19 protein-coding genes and 1 tRNA gene are annotated in these 20369 nt (G+C 37.1%); 17 read left to right on the forward strand and 3 right to left on the reverse strand.

The window, feature by feature from the left end:
- Positions 1 to 47 precede the first annotated feature (47 nt).
- The 15 genes from mgtA (at position 48) to IGL93_RS05320 (ending at position 16762) form a co-directional block, all read left to right on the forward strand.
- On the forward strand, positions 48 to 2708 hold the full coding sequence (gene mgtA / locus IGL93_RS05250; RefSeq protein WP_002384633.1) for a magnesium-translocating P-type ATPase: 2661 nt from the start codon (positions 48 to 50) through the stop codon (positions 2706 to 2708).
- A 243-nt stretch (positions 2709 to 2951) separates the two neighbouring features.
- Complete coding sequence (gene hemW / locus IGL93_RS05255; protein ID WP_002360468.1) at positions 2952 to 4100, forward strand: radical SAM family heme chaperone HemW; 1149 nt, start codon at positions 2952 to 2954, stop codon at positions 4098 to 4100.
- A gap of 225 nt (positions 4101 to 4325) precedes the next feature.
- Positions 4326 to 5369: a heat-inducible transcriptional repressor HrcA gene (gene hrcA, locus IGL93_RS05260; RefSeq protein ID WP_002357828.1), complete on the forward strand. Its 1044-nt coding sequence runs from the start codon at positions 4326 to 4328 to the stop codon at positions 5367 to 5369.
- A gap of 54 nt (positions 5370 to 5423) precedes the next feature.
- On the forward strand, positions 5424 to 5963 hold the full coding sequence (gene grpE / locus IGL93_RS05265; RefSeq protein ID WP_002357827.1) for a nucleotide exchange factor GrpE: 540 nt from the start codon (positions 5424 to 5426) through the stop codon (positions 5961 to 5963).
- 59 nt (positions 5964 to 6022) lie between these two features.
- The gene (gene dnaK / locus IGL93_RS05270; RefSeq protein ID WP_002357825.1) at positions 6023 to 7852 is read left to right on the forward strand and encodes a molecular chaperone DnaK; all 1830 of its coding nucleotides are present in this window, start codon (positions 6023 to 6025) and stop codon (positions 7850 to 7852) included.
- A gap of 114 nt (positions 7853 to 7966) precedes the next feature.
- The gene (locus IGL93_RS05275; protein ID WP_002357824.1) at positions 7967 to 8089 is read left to right on the forward strand and encodes a hypothetical protein; all 123 of its coding nucleotides are present in this window, start codon (positions 7967 to 7969) and stop codon (positions 8087 to 8089) included.
- A gap of 54 nt (positions 8090 to 8143) precedes the next feature.
- Positions 8144 to 9313 carry a molecular chaperone DnaJ gene (gene dnaJ, locus IGL93_RS05280; RefSeq protein WP_002357822.1) on the forward strand — a complete coding sequence of 390 codons (1170 nt, stop codon included), beginning with the start codon at positions 8144 to 8146 and terminating at the stop codon, positions 9311 to 9313.
- Positions 9314 to 9630: 317 nt separating this feature from the next.
- Positions 9631 to 9903, forward strand: coding sequence for an SPASM domain-containing protein (locus tag IGL93_RS05285; protein WP_224800373.1), 273 nt, complete (start codon positions 9631 to 9633; stop codon positions 9901 to 9903).
- On the forward strand, positions 9887 to 10774 hold the full coding sequence (locus IGL93_RS05290) for an ABC transporter ATP-binding protein (protein ID WP_010775790.1): 888 nt from the start codon (positions 9887 to 9889) through the stop codon (positions 10772 to 10774). The genes IGL93_RS05285 and IGL93_RS05290 overlap by 17 nt, the downstream gene beginning before the upstream one ends.
- Positions 10746 to 11501, forward strand: a complete 756-nt coding sequence (locus tag IGL93_RS05295; RefSeq protein ID WP_002366576.1) for an ABC transporter permease — start codon at positions 10746 to 10748, stop codon at positions 11499 to 11501. Before IGL93_RS05290 ends, IGL93_RS05295 begins: the two co-directional genes overlap by 29 nt.
- Before the next feature lie 132 nt (positions 11502 to 11633).
- On the forward strand, positions 11634 to 12368 hold the full coding sequence (locus tag IGL93_RS05300) for a metallophosphoesterase family protein (RefSeq protein ID WP_010775791.1): 735 nt from the start codon (positions 11634 to 11636) through the stop codon (positions 12366 to 12368).
- A 97-nt stretch (positions 12369 to 12465) separates the two neighbouring features.
- Positions 12466 to 14658, forward strand: coding sequence for a Tex family protein (locus IGL93_RS05305; RefSeq protein WP_002360465.1), 2193 nt, complete (start codon positions 12466 to 12468; stop codon positions 14656 to 14658).
- A gap of 26 nt (positions 14659 to 14684) precedes the next feature.
- On the forward strand, positions 14685 to 15146 hold the full coding sequence (locus IGL93_RS05310; protein WP_002365561.1) for a SprT family protein: 462 nt from the start codon (positions 14685 to 14687) through the stop codon (positions 15144 to 15146).
- Positions 15147 to 15214: 68 nt separating this feature from the next.
- Positions 15215 to 15298: transfer RNA gene (locus IGL93_RS05315), tRNA-Leu, on the forward strand.
- Positions 15299 to 15544: 246 nt separating this feature from the next.
- Entirely contained in the window at positions 15545 to 16762 is a 1218-nt protein-coding gene (locus IGL93_RS05320; RefSeq protein WP_002357817.1) for a pyridoxal phosphate-dependent aminotransferase, read from the forward strand.
- A gap of 65 nt (positions 16763 to 16827) precedes the next feature.
- On the opposite strand, the gene IGL93_RS05325 is transcribed toward IGL93_RS05320, so the two are convergent.
- Positions 16828 to 17004, reverse strand: coding sequence for a hypothetical protein (locus IGL93_RS05325; RefSeq protein ID WP_002357816.1), 177 nt, complete (start codon positions 17002 to 17004; stop codon positions 16828 to 16830).
- A 177-nt stretch (positions 17005 to 17181) separates the two neighbouring features.
- Here IGL93_RS05325 and IGL93_RS05330 point away from each other — a divergent pair, with 177 nt between their 5' ends.
- Both IGL93_RS05330 and nagA read left to right on the forward strand, forming a co-directional pair.
- Positions 17182 to 18009: a helix-turn-helix domain-containing protein gene (locus IGL93_RS05330; RefSeq protein WP_002381942.1), complete on the forward strand. Its 828-nt coding sequence runs from the start codon at positions 17182 to 17184 to the stop codon at positions 18007 to 18009.
- Between the two features lie 100 nt (positions 18010 to 18109).
- Entirely contained in the window at positions 18110 to 19258 is a 1149-nt protein-coding gene (nagA, locus tag IGL93_RS05335; protein ID WP_002357814.1) for an N-acetylglucosamine-6-phosphate deacetylase, read from the forward strand.
- A gap of 42 nt (positions 19259 to 19300) precedes the next feature.
- Here nagA and IGL93_RS05340 read toward each other — a convergent pair whose 3' ends face one another.
- A complete protein-coding gene (locus tag IGL93_RS05340) occupies positions 19301 to 19687 on the reverse strand; it encodes a hypothetical protein (RefSeq protein WP_002360464.1) in 387 nt (128 codons plus the stop codon).
- A gap of 13 nt (positions 19688 to 19700) precedes the next feature.
- On the reverse strand, positions 19701 to 20360 hold the full coding sequence (locus tag IGL93_RS05345) for a DNA/RNA non-specific endonuclease (RefSeq protein WP_002357812.1): 660 nt from the start codon (positions 20358 to 20360) through the stop codon (positions 19701 to 19703).
- Positions 20361 to 20369 lie beyond the last annotated feature (9 nt).

The following is a 20369-nucleotide window of genomic DNA, read 5'->3' on the forward strand; positions in this document are numbered from 1 at the left end:
ACCGATCGTCAATTCAAGTCAACAACAGATAAATGAGGTGAAAGAAAATGGAAAAGAAAATGCGTCACTTGGGCCATGACTATAGTTACAAAAAGTTTGCCCACTCAGAAGCAGAAAAAGTTTTACAACGTTTCGGCTCAACTTGGGATGGCATTAAACACCAAGATATTGAAGAATTACAAGAACGTTATGGCCGCAACAAAATTATGAATGAAAAAAAAGCTTCACGGCTGCGACTTTTTATAAAATCGTATATCACGCCGTTTACTTTGGTGTTACTAGCACTAGCCACGATTTCATTTTTTACAGAATATGTCTATGCTGCGCCAGAGGAAAAAGATGTGACTGGCGTGTTAATTATGTTAGCGATGGTCATCTTAAGCGGCACGATGAGTTTTGTACAATCAGTCAAATCAAGCAATGCAGTTGAAAAATTACAAAATATGATTAAAGTTACAGCGACAGTCATTCGTGACAAGAAGCAAATGGAAATTCCTATTGAGGAAGTTGTGTGTGGCGACTTAGTCCAACTATCCGCTGGCGATATGATTCCAGCCGATTTACGTTTAATCCAATCTAAGGACTTATTTGTTTCCCAATCATCCCTGACTGGAGAGAGTTTTCCCATTGAAAAACACGCGACTCATCAAAAAGATAGTGATCAAATTGATACAGAATACGACAATCTTTTGTTTTTAGGAACAAATGTAATTAGTGGCACTGGTTTGGGCATTGTCATTAAAGTTGGTAATCAAACTTTATTCGGACGGATGGCTTCTGATAACGGAGAAGAGCAGCAGCAGACGAGTTTTGAAACAGGAATTAATAAAACAACGTGGGTGCTGATTCGCTTTATGTTGGTCATTACGCCAACTGTTTTTCTAATTAATGGGTTAACAAAAGGCGATTGGGTGGAAGCGTTAATGTTTGCGATTGCCACAGCTGTTGGCTTGACACCAGAAATGTTACCCATGATTGTAACAACCAATTTAGTCAAAGGTTCTCGAGAAATGGCTAAAGAAGGCACGATTATGAAAAATGTCAATGCCATTCAAAATTTTGGCGGGATGGATGTACTTTGTACGGATAAAACAGGTACCTTAACACAAGATAAAGTAATTTTAGAATACCACTATAATATTGGGTGCCAAGAAGATCAAAAAGTCTTGGATTTAGCATTTCTAAACAGTTATTTTCAAACAGGTTTGCGTAATTTAATGGATAACGCCGTTATTCAAGCGGCGACACAAGAAAGTGATATACAATCAGATGATTTTTATAAAGTAGATGAAATTCCTTTCGATTTCAATCGACGTCGAATGAGCGTGATTATCAAAGAGTTTAAAACGCGAGAAACACGCTTAATTACCAAAGGTGCGGTTGAAGAAATGCTCTTGGTCTGCACACAGGTGCTTTTAGATGGCGAAATTGTGCCCTTAACAGAGACACTGCGTCAAAAAATTACCAAAGACGTTGAAGCTTTAAATCGAGATGGTTTGCGCGTTCTAGCAATTGCCGATAAAAAAGTCGAAGCGGCTGAATGGGAGTATACAACTAAAGATGAATCAGAGTTGATTTTACAAGGCTATCTTGCTTTCTTAGATCCACCAAAAGAAACAGCGGCGGCAGCTATTCACGCCTTGCATCAACATAATGTAGCTGTGAAAGTATTAACGGGGGACAATCAGTATGTGACGCATTCTGTTTGTAAAGAAGTTGGTCTGGCTGGCGAAAAAATTATTACAGGAAATGAACTTCAACAATTAAACCAAGAAGAATTAAGAAAAACCGTTCAAGCGTATAATATTTTCGCCAAAATTACGCCTGACCAAAAAGTTCGTATTGTAAATGCGTTAACTGAAAATGGTCAAACTGTTGGCTTTTTAGGTGATGGAATAAATGATGCTGGAGCAATGCGTGCTGCTGATGTAGGAATCTCTGTTGATACAGCTGTCGATGTAGCGAAAGAATCGGCGGATGTAATTTTATTGAGAAAAGATTTAATGGTTTTGGAAAAAGGAATTTTATCTGGACGGCGCGTGTTTACGAACACGATGAAGTACGTCAAATTAACAGCAAGTTCTAATTTTGGCAATGTGTTTTCCGTGATCCCAGCAAGTATCTTTTTACCATTTTTACCGATTGCTCCGATTCAATCGCTATTATTAAATCTAATTTACGATACTTCGTGTATGTCAGTTCCTTGGGACAAAGTAGATGAAGAATACGTAGAAAAACCAAAAAAATGGGAACCAAAATCAATTGGTAATTTTATGCGTTGGTTTGGCCCAACGAGTTCTATTTTTGATATTGTTACCTATTTATTTATGTATTTCATTGTGTGTCCGGCTATCCTAGGTGGCTCATTCTTTGAATTAAATGGAGCAGATCAATTGCTCTTTATCGGTATTTTCCATGCAGGGTGGTTCATTGAGTCCTTATGGTCCCAAATGCTCGTCTTGCATTTCCTACGAACAGAAAAAATGCCTTTCCTTCAAAGTAGTGCTTCTGGAATTATGACGTTAGTCACTACAGCAGGGATTGTTCTCGGAACTGTTTTACCCTTTACCGCTTTCGGTGCAGAACTAGGATTTGTCGGTTTATCACCAAGCTATTTCTTGTATTTAATCCCGACAATTGTTGCTTATTTAGCACTGGTTGCGTTCATTAAAGTTTTATACGTCAAACGTTACGGTCAATTACTGTAACTGATTTGTACTATTATATATAGAAAAATTTTTTTACTTTTCTTTCAAGGTTGAGGAGGTGTCGGTTTTTATGACAGCTCCTCGTTGTTGTTTTAAGTGACTGTGCGAATTTTTTTATGGATTTATTTGTCATTTACAGTTAGTATGGCTAGTAGAGACTTTCCAAAAAGAACGAGCTTTTTGGTAATAAGGAGATAAAACGAGCTAATGACCAAAACAAACCAACTTTCAACTTCAACGCCGATGTTCGATCGGTCGGCCTATATTCATATTCCATTTTGTGAGCATATTTGTTATTATTGCGATTTTAACAAGGTCTTTTTAGAAGGACAACCAGTTGATGAATATATTCAGAGTTTATTAAAAGAAATTCAACTTACGCAAGCATTGTATCCAGAACAAGAAATGAAAACCATCTATATTGGCGGAGGCACGCCAACTTCATTATCAGCGAAACAGTTAGATGTGCTACTAAAAGGGGTTCGCGAACAGCTAACGTTTGATGACCGAAATGAATTTACGGTGGAAGCAAACCCTGGGGATTTAACCCAAGAAAAATTACAAGTCATGAAAAACTATGGCGTCAATCGTCTTTCGATGGGCGTTCAGACATTTGATGATCGCTTGCTCAAAAAAATCGGTCGCAAGCACACCGCCGCAGATGTTTATGAAACAATGAAATTTTTAGAAAAAGAAAATTTTACCAATGTCAGTATTGACTTAATCTATGCTTTACCTGGACAAACATTGGAAAGTTTTCGCGATACTTTGACAAGAGCCTTAGCATTGGACTTGCCACACTATTCGCTTTATTCATTAATTCTTGAAAATAAAACAATGTTCATGAACTGGGTTCGTCAAGGACGGTTACAGCTGCCTGAAGAAGAAATCGAAGCACAAATGTTTGACGAAACGATTGAAGCAATGGAGAAAAAAGGACGTCACCAATATGAAGTCAGTAATTTTGCTTTAACAGGAAAAGAAAGCCAGCATAATCTGGCTTATTGGAATAATGACCACTACTATGGATTTGGCGCAGGTGCCAGCGGCTATCTTGGGCAAACTCGTTACAAAAATCACGGTCCAATCCAACATTATTTGAAACCCTTGCGAGAAAATCAATTGCCAATTGTGGAGACTGAAGAATTAACTCGTCTAAATCAAATAGAAGAGGAGCTATTTTTAGGCTTACGTAAAAAAGTAGGTATTTCTAAACAAAAATTCCAACAAAAATTTCAGGAACCAATTGAAGCGATTTATGGAGAGGTCATTCAACGCTTAATCAAAGAAGAATTATTAATTGAAGAAGCAGATATCTTACGTTTAACGAAAAAAGGACTATTTGTGGGGAATAATGTTTTTGAAGCATTTTTGTTAAGTGAAAAAGAGTAAAAAAATAAAAAAATCATCGAAGTGTGACAAAGCATTTCGATGATTTTTTTATTACAAAAGTTGGTATTGATGGTTTTTGAAGGTGGTTTGCAGTGATTAGCACTCTTGCGTGAAGAGTGCTAAAAAGTTGCGTATTTCCCTTGACAAAAAGGTAAGGACTTGTTATATTAGTATATGTAGTTAGCACTTAGATGTTAAGAGTGCTAATGAAGGGTGGTAATAACGATGATTACAGAAAGACAACAAAATATCTTGAGACTTATCATCCAAAATTACACGAACACGGGCTTACCTGTCGGTTCTAAGAAATTGATGGAGGATGGCATTGCCTCTAGTTCTGCCACAATTCGTAATGATATGAAAGCATTAGAAGAATACGGCTTATTAGCTAAGACCCATTCTTCTTCAGGGCGAATCCCCTCAATGGCTGGTTATCGTTACTACGTGGATCATCTTTTACAACCAACACAAGTAGAAGAGAACGAACTTAGAAGGATCCGTCAATCTTTTGGAAAAGAATTTCATGAGATTAATGATATTATTCGACAATCAGCTGAAATTCTATCAGAATTGACAAGTTATACTGCTTTTTCATTAGGACCTGAAGTGAAAGAACGGAAATTAACCGGCTTTCGAATGGTTCCTTTGAATGATCGGCAAGTCCTTGCTATTATAGTGACAGATAAAGGCAATGTTGAAAACCAAGTATTTGCCATTCCTGCCGCTGTTTCTAGCCAAGATCTTGAAAAAATGACACAAATCATCAATGATAAGTTGGTTGGACAACCTTTGTTGACCGTTTATCATCGTTTGCGGACGGAGATTCCGATGATTTTACATCGCTATTTCCAAACGCCAGAAGGAATGATGAACTTATTCGATGAGATGTTAGGACATGCCTTTGAAGAAAAAGTCTTTGTCGGTGGTCGCATGAATTTGTTAGATTTTGGCATCAAACAAGATATTGAACAATTGAAATCTGTCTATTCCTTTATGCAAAATTCTGATGAGCTGACGCATTTATTAAATGGTTCTGCAACAACAGAAAATCCAATTGTTTTTCGTATCGGCTCAGAAATTGGCAACAATCTCTTAGAAGATATGAGCATGATCACTGCTACGTATGAAGTATCAGGACATGGCAAAGGAACAATTGCCCTGCTAGGACCAACCAGTATGCCGTATTCAAAAATATTCGGTTTGGTAGACACGTTTCGACATGAGCTAGCTTCACAACTAGGTGACTATTACCGTTTTTTAGGTAATTAAGCAAACCTTGTTAGGATAAGAAGTAGATGCATAAAGAGAAAGGAAGTTGCTGAAGTGAGTAAAAAAGAAGAGAAGCAAGAAGAATTACAAGAAGAAATGGAAGCTGTTGATGCTGCTGGCGTTTCTGAAGTAGAAGTTGAAGCAACAGAGATTGAAAATCTTAAAGCAGAGCTTTCCGAAATGGAAGACAAGTTCTTGCGGGCAAGAGCCGAAATTGCTAATATGAGCAATCGAAATAAAAACGAACGAGAATTATTAGTTCGTTACCGCTCACAAGATTTAGGTAAAAAGATTTTACCATCTATTGATAATTTAGAACGAGCAATGGCTATTGAAGTATCAGATGAACAAGGCGAAAGCTTGAAAAAAGGTATTTCGATGGTGCTAGAAAGTATTACTGTGGCTTTAAAAGAAGAAGGAATTGAAGAAATCCCAGCAATGGGTGAAACCTTTGATCCAAATTTACATCAAGCCGTTCAAACAGTCCCTGCTTCTGAAGAAACCCCAGCAGATACCATTGTTGAAGTTCTACAAAAAGGGTACAAATTACAAGATCGTGTGTTACGACCATCCATGGTCATTGTTGCACAATAACAAACGTTAATTAAAAATATATTATTATAGAAAACTAATACAGATTGGAGATATTCACTATGAGTAAAATTATTGGTATTGACTTAGGAACAACAAACTCAGCTGTCGCAGTACTAGAAGGCGGCGAAGCAAAAATTATTGCAAACCCAGAAGGTAACCGCACAACTCCTTCGGTCGTTTCATTCAAAAACGGCGAAATTCAAGTGGGCGAAGTAGCAAAACGTCAAGCTGTTACAAATCCTAACACGATTTCATCTATTAAACGTCACATGGGTGAAGCTGGCTACAAAGTTGATGTTGAAGGAAAATCATATACACCACAAGAAGTTTCTGCAATGATCTTACAATATTTAAAAGGTTTTGCTGAAGACTATTTAGGTGAAAAAGTTGAAAAAGCAGTTATTACAGTTCCTGCATATTTCAACGATGCGCAACGTCAAGCAACAAAAGATGCTGGTAAAATTGCTGGTTTAGAAGTAGAACGGATCGTTAACGAACCAACAGCAGCAGCTTTAGCTTATGGTTTAGATAAAACAGACAAAGATGAAAAAATTCTTGTCTTTGACCTTGGTGGTGGTACATTCGACGTGTCAATCCTTGAATTAGGCGATGGCGTTTTCGATGTATTATCAACAGCCGGTGATAACAACCTAGGTGGGGATGACTTTGATAATAAGATCATTGACTACATGGTTGCAGAATTTAAAAAAGAAAATGGCATTGACTTAGCTAACGATAAAATGGCATTACAACGTTTGAAAGATGCTGCTGAAAAAGCGAAAAAAGACTTATCAGGTGTAACAAGCACACAAATCAGCTTGCCATTTATTACTGCTGGCGAAGCAGGACCATTGCACTTAGAAATGAACTTAACTCGTGCAAAATTTGATGAATTAACAAGTGATTTAGTTGAACGTACAAAAGTACCAGTACGTCAAGCCTTGAAAGATGCTGGATTAAATCCTTCTGAAATCGACGAAGTTATCCTAGTTGGTGGTTCAACACGTATTCCAGCTGTAGTTGAAGCTGTTCGCAAAGAAACAAACAAAGAACCAAACAAATCAGTTAACCCTGACGAAGTAGTAGCAATGGGTGCTGCAATCCAAGGTGGCGTAATCACTGGTGATGTTAAAGACGTTGTCTTATTAGACGTAACACCGTTGTCATTAGGGATTGAAACTATGGGTGGCGTATTTACAAAATTAATTGATCGTAACACTACGATTCCAACAAGTAAATCACAAGTCTTCTCAACTGCTGCTGACAATCAACCAGCTGTTGATATTCACGTTTTACAAGGTGAACGTCCAATGGCCGCTGATAATAAAACATTAGGTCGTTTCCAATTAACAGATATTCCTGCGGCTCCTCGTGGTGTGCCACAAATTGAAGTAAGCTTTGACATTGATAAAAACGGGATTGTAAATGTTCGTGCGAAAGACTTAGGCACTCAAAAAGAACAAACAATCACGATTAAATCTTCTTCAGGTTTATCTGATGATGAAATCGAACGTATGGTGAAAGATGCTGAAGCAAACGCTGAAGCAGATAAACAACGTAAAGAAGAAGTTGACTTACGTAACGATGCGGATGCTTTATTATTCACTGTTGATAAAACATTGAAAGAATTAGAAGGAAAAGTAGACGCTGAAGAAGTGAAAAAAGCAGAAGATGCGCGTGATGAATTAAAAGCAGCCATCGAAGCAAACGATATCGAACAAATGAAAGCAAAACGTGATTCATTGAATGAAATCGTCCAAAACTTAACAGTAAAACTTTACGAACAAGCTGCGCAACAACAAGCACAAGAAAATCCTGAAGCTGCCCAAGGTGGCGCTGATGATGTTGTTGATGCTGATTTTGAAGAAGTAAATGGTGATGACAAATAATCAATAACAATTGATTTTAGGGACTGGATCATTAGTACAATGACTAATGTCCCAGTCCCTTGTCTTTTGTGAGAAAATCAACCACAATCAAGTTAGCAAGAAACTATTTAGGTTTTGAAAGAACTGTGGTATGATTACAACGATGTTAAACAAGCTGAAAATACCTATTCACAGCTAGTAACACTGATTCAAGGTGTGACAGATAATCCAACCAGAGAGACCGAAAGCAATCGATGAATTTGGCTGGTTCTAAACACATTGTAAAGTTTGAAGAAAGTTGGAGGGAAGTCAATGGCGACGAAACGAGATTATTATGAAGTGCTAGGATTAGCAAAAGGTGCTTCAGATGATGAAATTAAAAAAGCATACCGCAAACTTTCCAAAAAGTACCATCCAGATATTAACAAAGAAGCCGATGCGGAAGAAAAATTTAAAGAAGTTTCTGAAGCGTATGAAGTATTAAGTGATCCACAGAAAAAAGCGGCCTATGACCAATATGGCCATGCAGGAACTGATCCTAATTACGGTGGCGGCGCTGGTGGCTTTGGCGGTTTCGGTGGCGGCGGATTTAGCAGTAGTGGTTTTGGTGGATTCGAAGATATTTTCGATTCATTCTTTGGCGGCGGCGGTGGCCGTTCTGTTGATCCAAATGCACCAAGACAAGGCGCCGATTTACAATATACAATTCAATTGAAATTTGAAGAAGCTATTTTCGGTGTCGAAAAAGAGATTAAGTACAATCGAGAAGATACTTGTGCAACCTGTGGCGGTAATGGCGCCAAACCAGGCACACACCCAGAAACTTGTCATAAATGTCATGGCTCTGGAACAATCAATGTTGAACGTCAAACGCCATTAGGTCGTATGATGAGTCGTCAAACTTGTGATGTGTGTCATGGCACAGGGAAAGAAATCAAAGAACCATGTCCAACTTGTCATGGCACAGGTCATGAGAAAAAAGCACATACTGTCAAAGTAAATGTGCCTGCTGGAGTAGAAGACGGCCAACAAATGCGCTTAGCTAACCAAGGAGAAGCGGGTACCAATGGTGGACCATATGGTGATTTATATGTAGTCTTTCGTGTTGAAGATAGTGATATTTTCGATCGAGATGGCGCAGAAATCTACTACGATTTACCAGTAAGTTTCGTCCAAGCGGCTCTAGGGGACGAAGTAACTGTCCCAACTGTTCATGGTGACGTGAAATTAAAAATTCCGGCTGGTACACAAACTGGCACAAACTTCCGCTTAAGAGGCAAAGGTGCGCCACGTTTACGTGGTGGGGGCAATGGTGATCAACACGTGAAAGTGAAATTAATAACACCAAAAAATCTTAATGAAGAACAAAAGGATGCCCTACGAGCTTTTGCAAAAGCTGGCGGACAAAATGTAACTGAACAACAAGAAGAAGGCTTCTTTGATAAAATGAAAGATGCGTTTGGCGGTAAGAAGAAAAAATAAAAGAGACAACCCAGTAAGTCATGAATATTTCGTGGCTTGCTGGGTTTATTTTTCCTTTACATTTGAATAAAGTTATATTACGATGAGAAAAAAGGGTGAATATTATGGTGCTAGATATTGGTAAAAATATCCAGATGTTGAGGTGTAAAAAAGGATTATCTAGAGAATCCCTCTGTGAAGATGAAAGTAAACTTTCTGTCAGGCAATTAACTAGAATAGAAAATGAAAACGCAAACACTACGATTAGTGTACTAAACTTTATAGCGAAGCAATTTTAGGATGTAGCATGTTTCAAAAAAAAATAATTTTATTCATGCATAGAAGCAGTAGGTTTAAAACAATTTCAACAAGTACATGTAAGAGAATATGGTGAATTCATGTTTGATTTTATCCGTTCGCAAGAGATTAATAAAAATGAATCTTTAGAGGACTGTATAGAATGTAAGTTTTTACCTGTTTGTGATGGGGGTTGCTATTATAAGAGATTCAGTAAAACGTTTAAATGCCCCAAAAATTCATTTGAGAGTAATTCTATCCCTCTAGTGCATGAATTTTCAGAAAGGATGTATCTTAATGGAAGAAGTGATTAAATGTCAGAACCTCACTAAAAAATTTGGACAAGAACTCATTTTTGAAGATTTATCTTTTGCAATTAATAAAGGAGAAATTTTTGTGATTCTTGGTAAGAATGGCGCAGGTAAATCAACCTTGATTAAAATTCTGTTGGGAATGATCTATGCGACCAAGGGAGAAGTAAAATATGCTGGAATTAAAAAAAATAATTCTGCTCAGCTATATAGCAAAATGGGAGCAGTTTTGGAATCAGTAGATAATATCTACCCTTTTTTATCCGGGATAGAAAATATTCGTTATTTTCTAAGTTTATCTGGAAAATCATACAAGAAGGAAAAACAAAAAGTTCATCAATGGGTCCAACGCTTTCAGTTGCAACAAGCTATTCACAAACCGGCAGGAGCTTATTCACGAGGTATGCAACAAAAATTAGCCATTATTTGTGCGTTAGTTAAAGAAACAGATATTTTATTTTTAGATGAACCAACCTTAGGTTTAGATTTTCAGTCAAATAAAGAAATTATGGCAATTATTGAAGAATTAGCGCACCAAGAGCAAAAAACAATTGTCTTAACCTCCCATCAAGCGGATGTTTTAGAAACCTTGTCAGATCGAGTCTTGTTGTTAAATAACGGTAAGCAATTATATTATGGTAGCTATTCGACCTTTATAAAACAATTTGAATCTGATATGTATGAAATAGTTTTTAATTTTTTAGGAGAACCCTCAAAAGAAATAATTCTTGAAGGAGAGGAAACAGCACAGCTAGAACTACAAAATTTAATCAAACAAGGGTACCAAATTAATAGATTTGAAAAACGTAAGAAAAACATTGAAGAAATTTTAAGGGAGGTTTATCATGAAAATTCTACAAGCATTCGTTGGTGAACTTCGTAAATATTTATTTGAAATTAAAATGTATTACCCTGACCAAATTGTGAGTACAGTGGTTACGATTTTTATTTTTATTGGTATGGGATTAATGAGCGGAAACACGTCGGAAAGCTCTTTTTATATTGGATTTGTCTATTGGTTTTTATTAAGTAGTTTAATTGGCGAAGCCTCAGTTTCAACTTCTAGTGAAAAACAAATGGGTGTTTTGGAACAATTAATGATTCAACCAATCGGTTTGAAAAAACTAATTTTAATTCGTTCGAGTATTTGGGGTGTCGTTAATTTAGTGAAAGTTCTTGTAGCACTTATTATTTTAAAAGTGATTTTAAATTTAACTTTAGGCTTCCATATGCTCTTGGTTCCTATTTTTTTTATTGCAAGTCTCGGAATTCTTGGGTTTACGATGCTTTTGTGTGGCCTAACGTTAAAGTTTACTAAAACAGCTTCTTTTGAGTCGATTATTTCATATGGAATAATGATTTTATCAGGTGCGATTTTTCCTCTGGGATTATTACCTAATTGGCTTCAAAAAATAGGTCAATTACTACCTATTACTAAAGGAATCAAAATTAGTCAAACCTTGATTCAAGGTGAAGCAATTTCTAGTGGAGAATATCTATTATTTATTATTATTTCTGTTAGTTATCTGACTTTAGGAATTTTAGCGTTTGATAGTATTTATGACAAGAGTAAATCTGCAGGTGTAGATCGTAGATATTAACAGAATAAGCTGACTCTCTTAAAAGTTTATTGAAAAGTAAACTTTTAAGAGCTTTTTTATTTCCAAACATTTTACGAGAATATTTTAAAATTTAGCGTATACTTAATATAAGCAAGTTAGGAGGGCATATTTATGAAACCATATGTTTATGTAATCAGTGATATTCATGGACAAGCAGATTTGTTTGATGCCTTACTCACAGACTATGACCCAGTCGAGCATCAGCTAGTTTTAATTGGTGATTTAAACGACCGTGGTTCGCATTCTAAAGCCTGTTTTCTCAAAGGAAAAGAACTTGTCGAGCAACACGGCGCTGTTTATTTACGAGGCAATCATGAAGAATATTTTTTGCAGTTTCTTCAAAATCCAGAGGACTGGTTTGCAGGATATGTTCGCAATGGTGGCAAGGAAACAATTGAAAGTCTCTTGCATCCAGGAGCTACTGCAGAATACTCACCAACAGAAATGGCCTTAATGATCCGTAGTCGCTATCCAGAGTTAATTGATTTTTTAACAAAACGACCGCTTTATTTTGAATGGCAGCATTACTTATTTGTGCATGCTGGGGTTGATTTAACGATGGAAGATTGGCGGCAAACAGCACCTAAGGATTTTTTGTGGATTCGCGAACCCTTTCATCAAGGGAAAAATAATACAGGCAAGACCATTGTTTTTGGTCATACCATTACTCCGATGTTACATGGTGATATGCAGACCACGGACCTTTGGCAAAGTGATGGAAAAATTGGGATAGATGGTGGTGCTATTTTTGGTGGCTCTGTGCATGGTGTGATTTTTAATGAAAAAGGCATTGTCCAAGATATCGAATATCAAAAACGCACCCCTGCATGGCAACCAGAATTTTGATTCCTTAATCGCACGAATCAGTTACCTCACTTCTATATTTAGAAGCAAAAATATGCTAAAATAGATAAGTATGCATAAGAAAAGAGGTATCTAGTTAATGGCAGAAGCTTATAACGAAGAAGTAGTAGCGCTACTTCAAAAAGAATTGACAACGTATCGTTCAAAACAAATAACAACGGTTTTAACTTTATTAAATGAAGGAAATACAGTTCCTTTTATTGCCCGTTACCGGAAAGAAATGACTGGAAGTTTAGATGAAGTCCAAATCCGTGAAATAGAAGAACGTTATCATTATTTACAAAACTTGAAAAAGCGGAAAGAAGAAGTTCTCCGTTTAATTGAAGAGCAAGGAAAACTAACAAAAGAACTCAAAACAGATATTCAAAAAGCAGTAAAAATGCAACAAGTGGAAGATTTATATCGACCATATAAACAAAAACGTCGGACTAAAGCGACTATCGCGAAAGAAAAAGGGTTGGAACCATTAGCAGATTGGTTGCTCTCTTTACCTGAAAACGCGGATATCTTAGCCAAAGCGGCTACTTTTATTAATGAAGAAAAAGAAGTTGCAACCGCCGAGATAGCCTTGCAAGGTGCTCATGAAATTTTAGCAGAACGTATTAGCGATGAACCAAAATACCGAACATGGTTACGTGATTATATGGTTAAACATGCGCAATACGTTAGCGTAGTTAAGGATGAAGAAAAAGACGAAAAGCGGACCTATGAAATGTATTACGATTTTGCAGAACCAGTTAGCAAAATGGTGCCGCACCGTGTCTTAGCAACGAATCGTGGTGAAAAAGAAGACATTTTAAAGGTTTCACTTGTCGCTGATGAAACAAAAATTAATGATTATTTCCAACGTCAACTAATCGGCAAACAAGCAACAAGTTTTGCTGCTCCATACATTGAGGCTGCTTATTTAGATAGCTATAAACGATTTATTGGACCAGCGATTGAACGGGAGATCCGCAATGAATTAACAGAAAAAGCTGATGAACAAGCGATTGCAATTTTCGGTGAAAATTTACGTAATTTATTATTACAGTCACCACTTAAAGGAAAAGTTGTTCTAGGATTTGACCCGGCTTATCGGACAGGTTGTAAATTAGCAGTTGTCGATGAAACTGGTAAAGTTTTAGCAATTCAAGTGATTTATCCACATAAACCAGCGACTGCTGCGAAACGTGAAGCCGCTGGTCCAGCCTTTAAAAAGATCATTGAAGACTATCAAGTGGACATGGTAGCTATTGGAAACGGAACGGCAAGTCGTGAATCTGAATTGTTTGTGGCAGAGCAATTAAAAGCGGTGAAACGGGACGTCTTTTACGTGATTGTTAATGAAGCAGGGGCTTCCGTTTACTCTGCGAGTGAAGTGGCTCGTAAAGAGTTTCCTGATTTACAAGTCGAAGAACGAAGTGCGGTCAGCATTGCACGTCGTTTACAAGATCCGTTGGCAGAATTAGTAAAAATTGATCCCAAAGCAGTCGGGGTCGGTCAATATCAGCATGACGTATCACAAAAACGTCTTGCCGAGCAATTGGATTTTGTTGTAGAAACTGCGGTAAACCAAGTTGGTGTTGATGTGAATACAGCGAGTGCTCAACTTTTACAACATATTTCTGGCTTAAATAAAACAACGGCGCAAAACTTAGTCACTTATCGTGATGAAAATGGTGTCTTTACAGCACGAAATCAAGTCAAAAAAGTACCTCGTTTAGGACCAAAAGCATTTGAACAAGCAATTGGCTTTTTACGAATTCCTAATGGCAAAAATGTGTTAGATAACACTGGCATTCACCCAGAAAGTTATCCAGTAGCACAAGCAATTTTAGAAAAAGCAGAGATTGCTTCTAAAGAATTAGGGACAGCAGAAGCTATCGAAAAATTGAAACAGTTACCAGTGAATCAATTAGCTACTGAGTTAGAAGTAGGTTCAGAAACACTCACAGATATTATTGCTAGTTTAATCCAACCAGGTCGTGATATGCGCGATGAGATGTCCGCGCCGCTTTTACGTAAAGACGTGTTGACGATGGAAGATTTGAAACCAGGAATGGAAATGCAAGGGACTGTTCGAAACGTAATTGACTTTGGTGCGTTTGTCGATATTGGTGTGAAGCAAGATGGCTTAGTCCACATTTCTAAGTTAAGTACTAAATTTGTTAAGCACCCAACGGATGTTGTTGCGGTGGGTGATGTAGTCACAGTTTGGGTAGAAGATGTTGACTTGAAAAAGGGGCGTATTAGTTTAACCATGTTGCCTCGGGCTGATAGAAAAGAGTAACAATGAAAGAGTCTCAACCAGTCTTGATGACAGATCAAGCGCTTCAAACGCTAGTGGAAAAAATTTCAATCGTATTTTTTCAGAAACCTTTTCTGCATCAAGCTACATTTAATCGGCGGTTAAAAACTACGGGCGGTCGCTATCATTTAGCTTCGCATCACCTGGATTTTAATCCAACTGTCTTTTTAAAGTATGGACAAGAGGAACTGGAAAAAGTCATTAAGCATGAGTTATGTCACTATCATTTACATTTAGCTGGCAAAGGCTATCAGCATAAAGATAAGGACTTTAAAGAGTTATTGGCTAAGACTGGCGGTGCCCGTTATGCACCGCCTTTAGTAGAACGGAAAAAAGCAGTTTTCCATCAGTACCAATGTCAGTCTTGTGGAGAAGTCATCCTCAGAAAACGACGAATTGATACGACACGATATGTCTGCGGAAAATGTCATGGGCGTTTGTCCTGGCAAGCGAAAAAAGAACAAATCTAACGATTCTGGTCTTTGTTATCTTGACAAAGACCAGTAATTATTTTAGGATAAATAAGTGCTCTTAAAATGCAGATGTGTTGGAATTGGCAGACAAGCATGATTGAGGGTCATGTGGACAGATGTCCGTGTGGGTTCGAGTCCCATCATCTGCATCAACTAGTATAACAAGAGGTCGGGACAGAAGTGTTTAACTCCGAGAAATAAGAAGGAGTTGCTTCTGTTCCCGCCGTTTATCAGTTTTTGAGCGTGGAGCAAAAATCCAAAGTGATTTTTGTCCCACGCTCTTGTTTATTACGGAAAAACCATCAATTTTTTATTAAATTCTGATATTTATTATTGCTTTTTCATTATAGTTGGCGTAACTTTAGAGTATAAATTTGTGAAGCGAGGGAGTCCGTGTGAGAAATTTTAAAAAATCCGATAAATTAAATAACGTAAGTTACGATGTCCGTGGTCCTGTTTTAGAAGAAGCAGAACGCATGCAAGAAGAGGGCATACGTATTTTGAAATTAAATACAGGGAATCCAGCGCCATTTGGTTTTGATGCCCCAAATGAAATTGTTCGCGACATGATTGTAAATGTTCGCGATTCAGAAGGTTATTCCGATTCAAAAGGTATTTTTTCTGCAAGAAAAGCGATTGAACAATATTGCCAATTAAAAAAATTTCCTAATGTAACGATTAATGATATTTACACTGGTAATGGCGTGAGTGAACTAATTACCATGTGTATGCAAGGCTTGTTAAATAACGGCGATGAAGTACTTGTGCCAATGCCAGACTATCCTTTATGGACTGCATCTGTTTCTTTGGCGGGCGGTACGCCCGTTCATTATATTTGTGATGAGCAAGCAGAATGGTATCCAGACATTGATGATATAAAATCAAAAATAACTTCGAATACAAAAGCAATCGTTATTATAAATCCAAATAATCCGACTGGTGCTTTATATCCGAAAGAGTTATTACTAGAAATTGTCGAAGTGGCACGTCAAAATGATTTAATTATTTACTCTGATGAAATTTATGATCGTTTGGTCATGGATGGTTTGGTTCATGTACCGATTGCTACATTAGCACCTGATTTATTTGTCGTAACATTGAATGGTTTGTCAAAATCACATCGAGTGGCAGGCTTCCGATGCGGTTGGATGGTGTTAAGTGGAGATAAATCACGAGTAAAAGGGTATATCGAAGGGCTAAATATGCTTGCTTCCATGCGGTTATGCTCGAATGTGTTGTCACAACAAATCATTCAAACCGCATTAGGCGGCTATCAAAGTGTCGATGATTTACTTTTACCAGGTGGCAGAATTTACGAACAACGAGAATTTATTTACAATGCGATAAATGATATTCCTGGTTTATCAGCCGTGAAGCCTAAAGCAGCTTTCTATATTTTCCCGAAAATTGATACGGCCAAATTTGACATTTATGATGATGAAAAATTTGTTTTAGATTTCTTACACAAACATCATATTTTATTAGTCCATGGTGGTGGGTTCAACTGGCAACAACCCGATCACTTCCGTATTGTTTATTTACCGAAGATGGAAGACTTAAAAACTACAGCAGATAAAATGCGTGAATTTTTAAGTACCTACAAACAAAAATAAAAGAACTACCAAAAAATAGCCTCTAACGAAGCTATTTTTTGGTAGTTCTTGTTTTATCAACAATACTATTCTGCGGTTTCACATGCTTTTTTACTAATAATCATTCGGTTGGTATATTTTTCTTCCATATCAGGACTAGGATTTGCTACTACGATGAGATAAGAATTTTCATACTCCTTCTCCACAAAGCCTGAATAATTTGTTTTTTCCCAAATGAAGTGAACCTTTTTCTCTTCGGCCATACAATAACACTCCTTTTTAATAAAAATGAACCTATTTATTTTCTAAGAAAACCTTAGATAATGTTCTTGCAGTATATTATGCAATAAAGTACAATAAAAGCATAATGCGAATTCGCATATTTTGACAAAATCCCCATTTTGCAAGGAAAATGGCCGATATAAATAGGAGCTATTGTGATGAATTCTTTAGGTGCAGTTATTAAAGAAATTAGAAAAAATAGAAAATTGACACAGAAAATGTTATCAGAAGACATCTGTTCGCAAAGTGTTTTAAGTCGCATTGAAAACAATGAAGAGTTGCCAAACGTTCTCGTAATGCAACAACTTTGTGATCGTTTAGGTGTGACTGTTGACCAGATTATGCGTTATAAATCTGGTGATGTGCATGTTGTTACGTATTCATTTGAAAAAATGGCTGAATATTTTCGCCATAAAAAATATCAATTATTATTAAATTATTTAAAGGAAAATCGTATTGAAGAACAATTGTATTTAGATACGGACTGGCAAAAATATTATTATTATTTAGGTAGTTGTGAATTGTTTGTTCTAAATGATTATGAAAAAGCTATTGCTAGCTTGCGTAAAGGGTTATCTTTCACCTATAAAGCCGATAAGTTAAATGTTTCTGATTTAGAGATTCAATTAATTAGTTGTCTAGGTGCCACTTATGGTTACATGGGCAATCGAGTAGAAGCAGAACGATTTTTAAGTTTGAGTATTCATTATTTTAATCAATTGCCAAATGAACGCAGTAATGCAGAGTTAACGAAAATATTTTTTAATTATGCTGATTTCTTATTTAAAAATTATACAGAAAAAGATGCCGAAATTTATGTGGATCAAGGAATTACTTGGGCCCGCAAAAAAAATAGTTATTATTATTTAAGTGAATTATTAAATCTAAAATATTTAGTTTTAATGAGAAAGAATAAACACGAAGAAGCAGAACGTTATCTGAACTTAGCGCAACAAATGAAAAATGTGGAAAGTGGCAATCTTTAAAAAATCCTCAGAATTGCTTAAAAGGTCTACACCATTTCTTGACTTTTGTACTGATTAAGAGTACTTTTGAAGTAAGTAAAATAAAGAAAGAAGGATGAAGATGAAAACATTTATCTTTGCAGACAAGTTCTTTTTAAAAAGCGATGTTAAAGGACCTGGTTATTTAGAAATCACGGATGGTATCTTTGGTAATTATACAAAAGATGAACCGCAAGGGGACGTAAAAATTATTCGTGAGGAAGGCAAATGGATTGCCCCAGGTTTAGTCGATACTCATATTCATGGTTACATGAATCATGACGTAATGGATAACGATGCAGAAGGCATTAAAGTGATGTCTGAAGGCTTGTTATCTTGTGGTGTAACTTCATTTTTACCAACAACATTAACTTCAAGTAAAGAACGTTTAACAGACGTTGCACGTACGATTGGTCAAGTCTACCAAGAAGTACCTGGTGCAAAAATTCAAGGGATTTACTTTGAAGGACCTTTCTTTACTGAAGAACATAAAGGCGCACAAAATCCAAGTTATTTTGGAGATCCAGACCTTGATACATTCCACGAATGGCAAGAAGCTTCAGGCGGAATTATTAAGAAAATTGCGTTGGCTCCAGAACGTAATGGTGTGAAAGAATTTGTTGAAACCGTTACAGATGAAGGTGTCGTTGTTGCTTTAGGCCATAGTAATGCGACCTTAGAAGAAGCTGATGTGGCAGTTGAAGCAGGCGCTAGCGTTTTTGTTCATGCATATAATGGGATGCGCGGCTTAAATCACCGTGAACCAGGGATGGTTGGTGCATTGTTAACGTTACAACACGTTTTCTCTGAATTAATTTGTGATGGACACCATGTACATCCGCAAGCGGCTGAAGTATTGATGGAAAAAGCGGGCCATGATCACGTTGCGTTAATTACAGACTGCATGATGGCTGGCGGTATGCCAGATGGCAACTACAATTTAGGTGAATTTCCTGTTGTGGTAGCAGAAGGAACGGCTCGTTTGGATACTGGGAACTTAGCAGGTAGTATTTTAAAACTAAAAGAAGCAATTAAAAATGTAGTTGATTGGGGTATTGCAACACCTGCACAAGCAATTATGATGGCTTCATTAGTTCCTGCGATTAGCTGTAAAATTGATGATCAATGTGGCATGATTGCAAATGGTCGCGATGCTGACTTTATCGTATTAGAACCAACCATGGAATTAGCAGCCACTTATTTAGATGGCGTTGAACGTTATCGAGCATAAGACACAAGAAAAAGCTTGCGGAAATTTATCCGCAAGCTTTTTTTATAATTCTTTTGGTAAAATCGCAGAAGTGATTTCTTTGTTCTCGTAGGCAATAAAAAAATCGATTAATTGCTTGTCAAATTGCTCAATATCCTCTTTGTAAAGGGAGCTAGGAATCACAAAGGTTTGCTCTAGGGTGCCTGCTAGATAATCGCCATCTAAACTTTGGGCGACAACTAAAAATTCTTGTTTGCGCCAATGTTCCACATCTGTTTCAGAAATGGTTTCTGGAGAGGCTAAAAATTTACAATTTTCGACAAACTGTTCATCAATTTCTTCACTGAAAGTTAATTCAGCATCCTCTTCTTGAGGTTGAGAGAGGATTGCTTGCAAAAATGTTTGTGGTTTTGCATCGGGTAATGTTTCTTTTAGCTGTTCAAAATCCAATGAAAGTTCCTCCTTATTGTTTGTTTAAAATAGTTACTGAAAAATCAATGGGTGAATTTGTTTTAAGGCTTTTGGCTTCTAAGATGATTTTTTCAGCCAACAAATCGTTTCCGTTATATACAGGTGTCACGCGATAACGAACGGTTTCGCCGCGATCAAGAGCTGCCCGAATCTGATTTTCATATTTCGTCATATAAGGAGTGTTGACAGGATTCTGATACAAGGTGGTTAAGTTACGTGGATCATCACCACTGCCTCCCATTTGACGGCCGATTAGGTGGCCACGCGAATGATTAGCTTTTCCTGAAATGAAACCAGCTGGTCGAATATCTTTATTAGCGGAAGTTCCTGTATTGACCATTGCGGGTTTTAATAGCGCATCAGCGCCTGTCGCTCGTTTTAGACGATCTAGAGAATGATAAGTAATCCAGCCGTTTGAGTTATCCTTTAATTCCTCTGCTGAAAATGTGGCTTTACCATTTTCAATTGGTCCGGGATTATCTCCTTTAGGTGCTGGTGTGCTTGAGGGGGTGGTTGTTTGTGGTTGAACATTAAATAAATCTTGTAAAGCATCAGGAACTTTAACGCCAACCGCGCCTAAAATTAAAATGATTAATGCGCCAATCAGCATGATGGTTGAATTAAATGGTGGTTTCTTCTTTCTGTTTGCCATAACGTGCTC

Origin of the sequence: Enterococcus sp. DIV1328a (assembly GCF_050536905.1) — a bacterium.
Taxonomy (GTDB): Bacteria; Bacillota; Bacilli; order Lactobacillales; family Enterococcaceae; genus Enterococcus; species Enterococcus faecalis.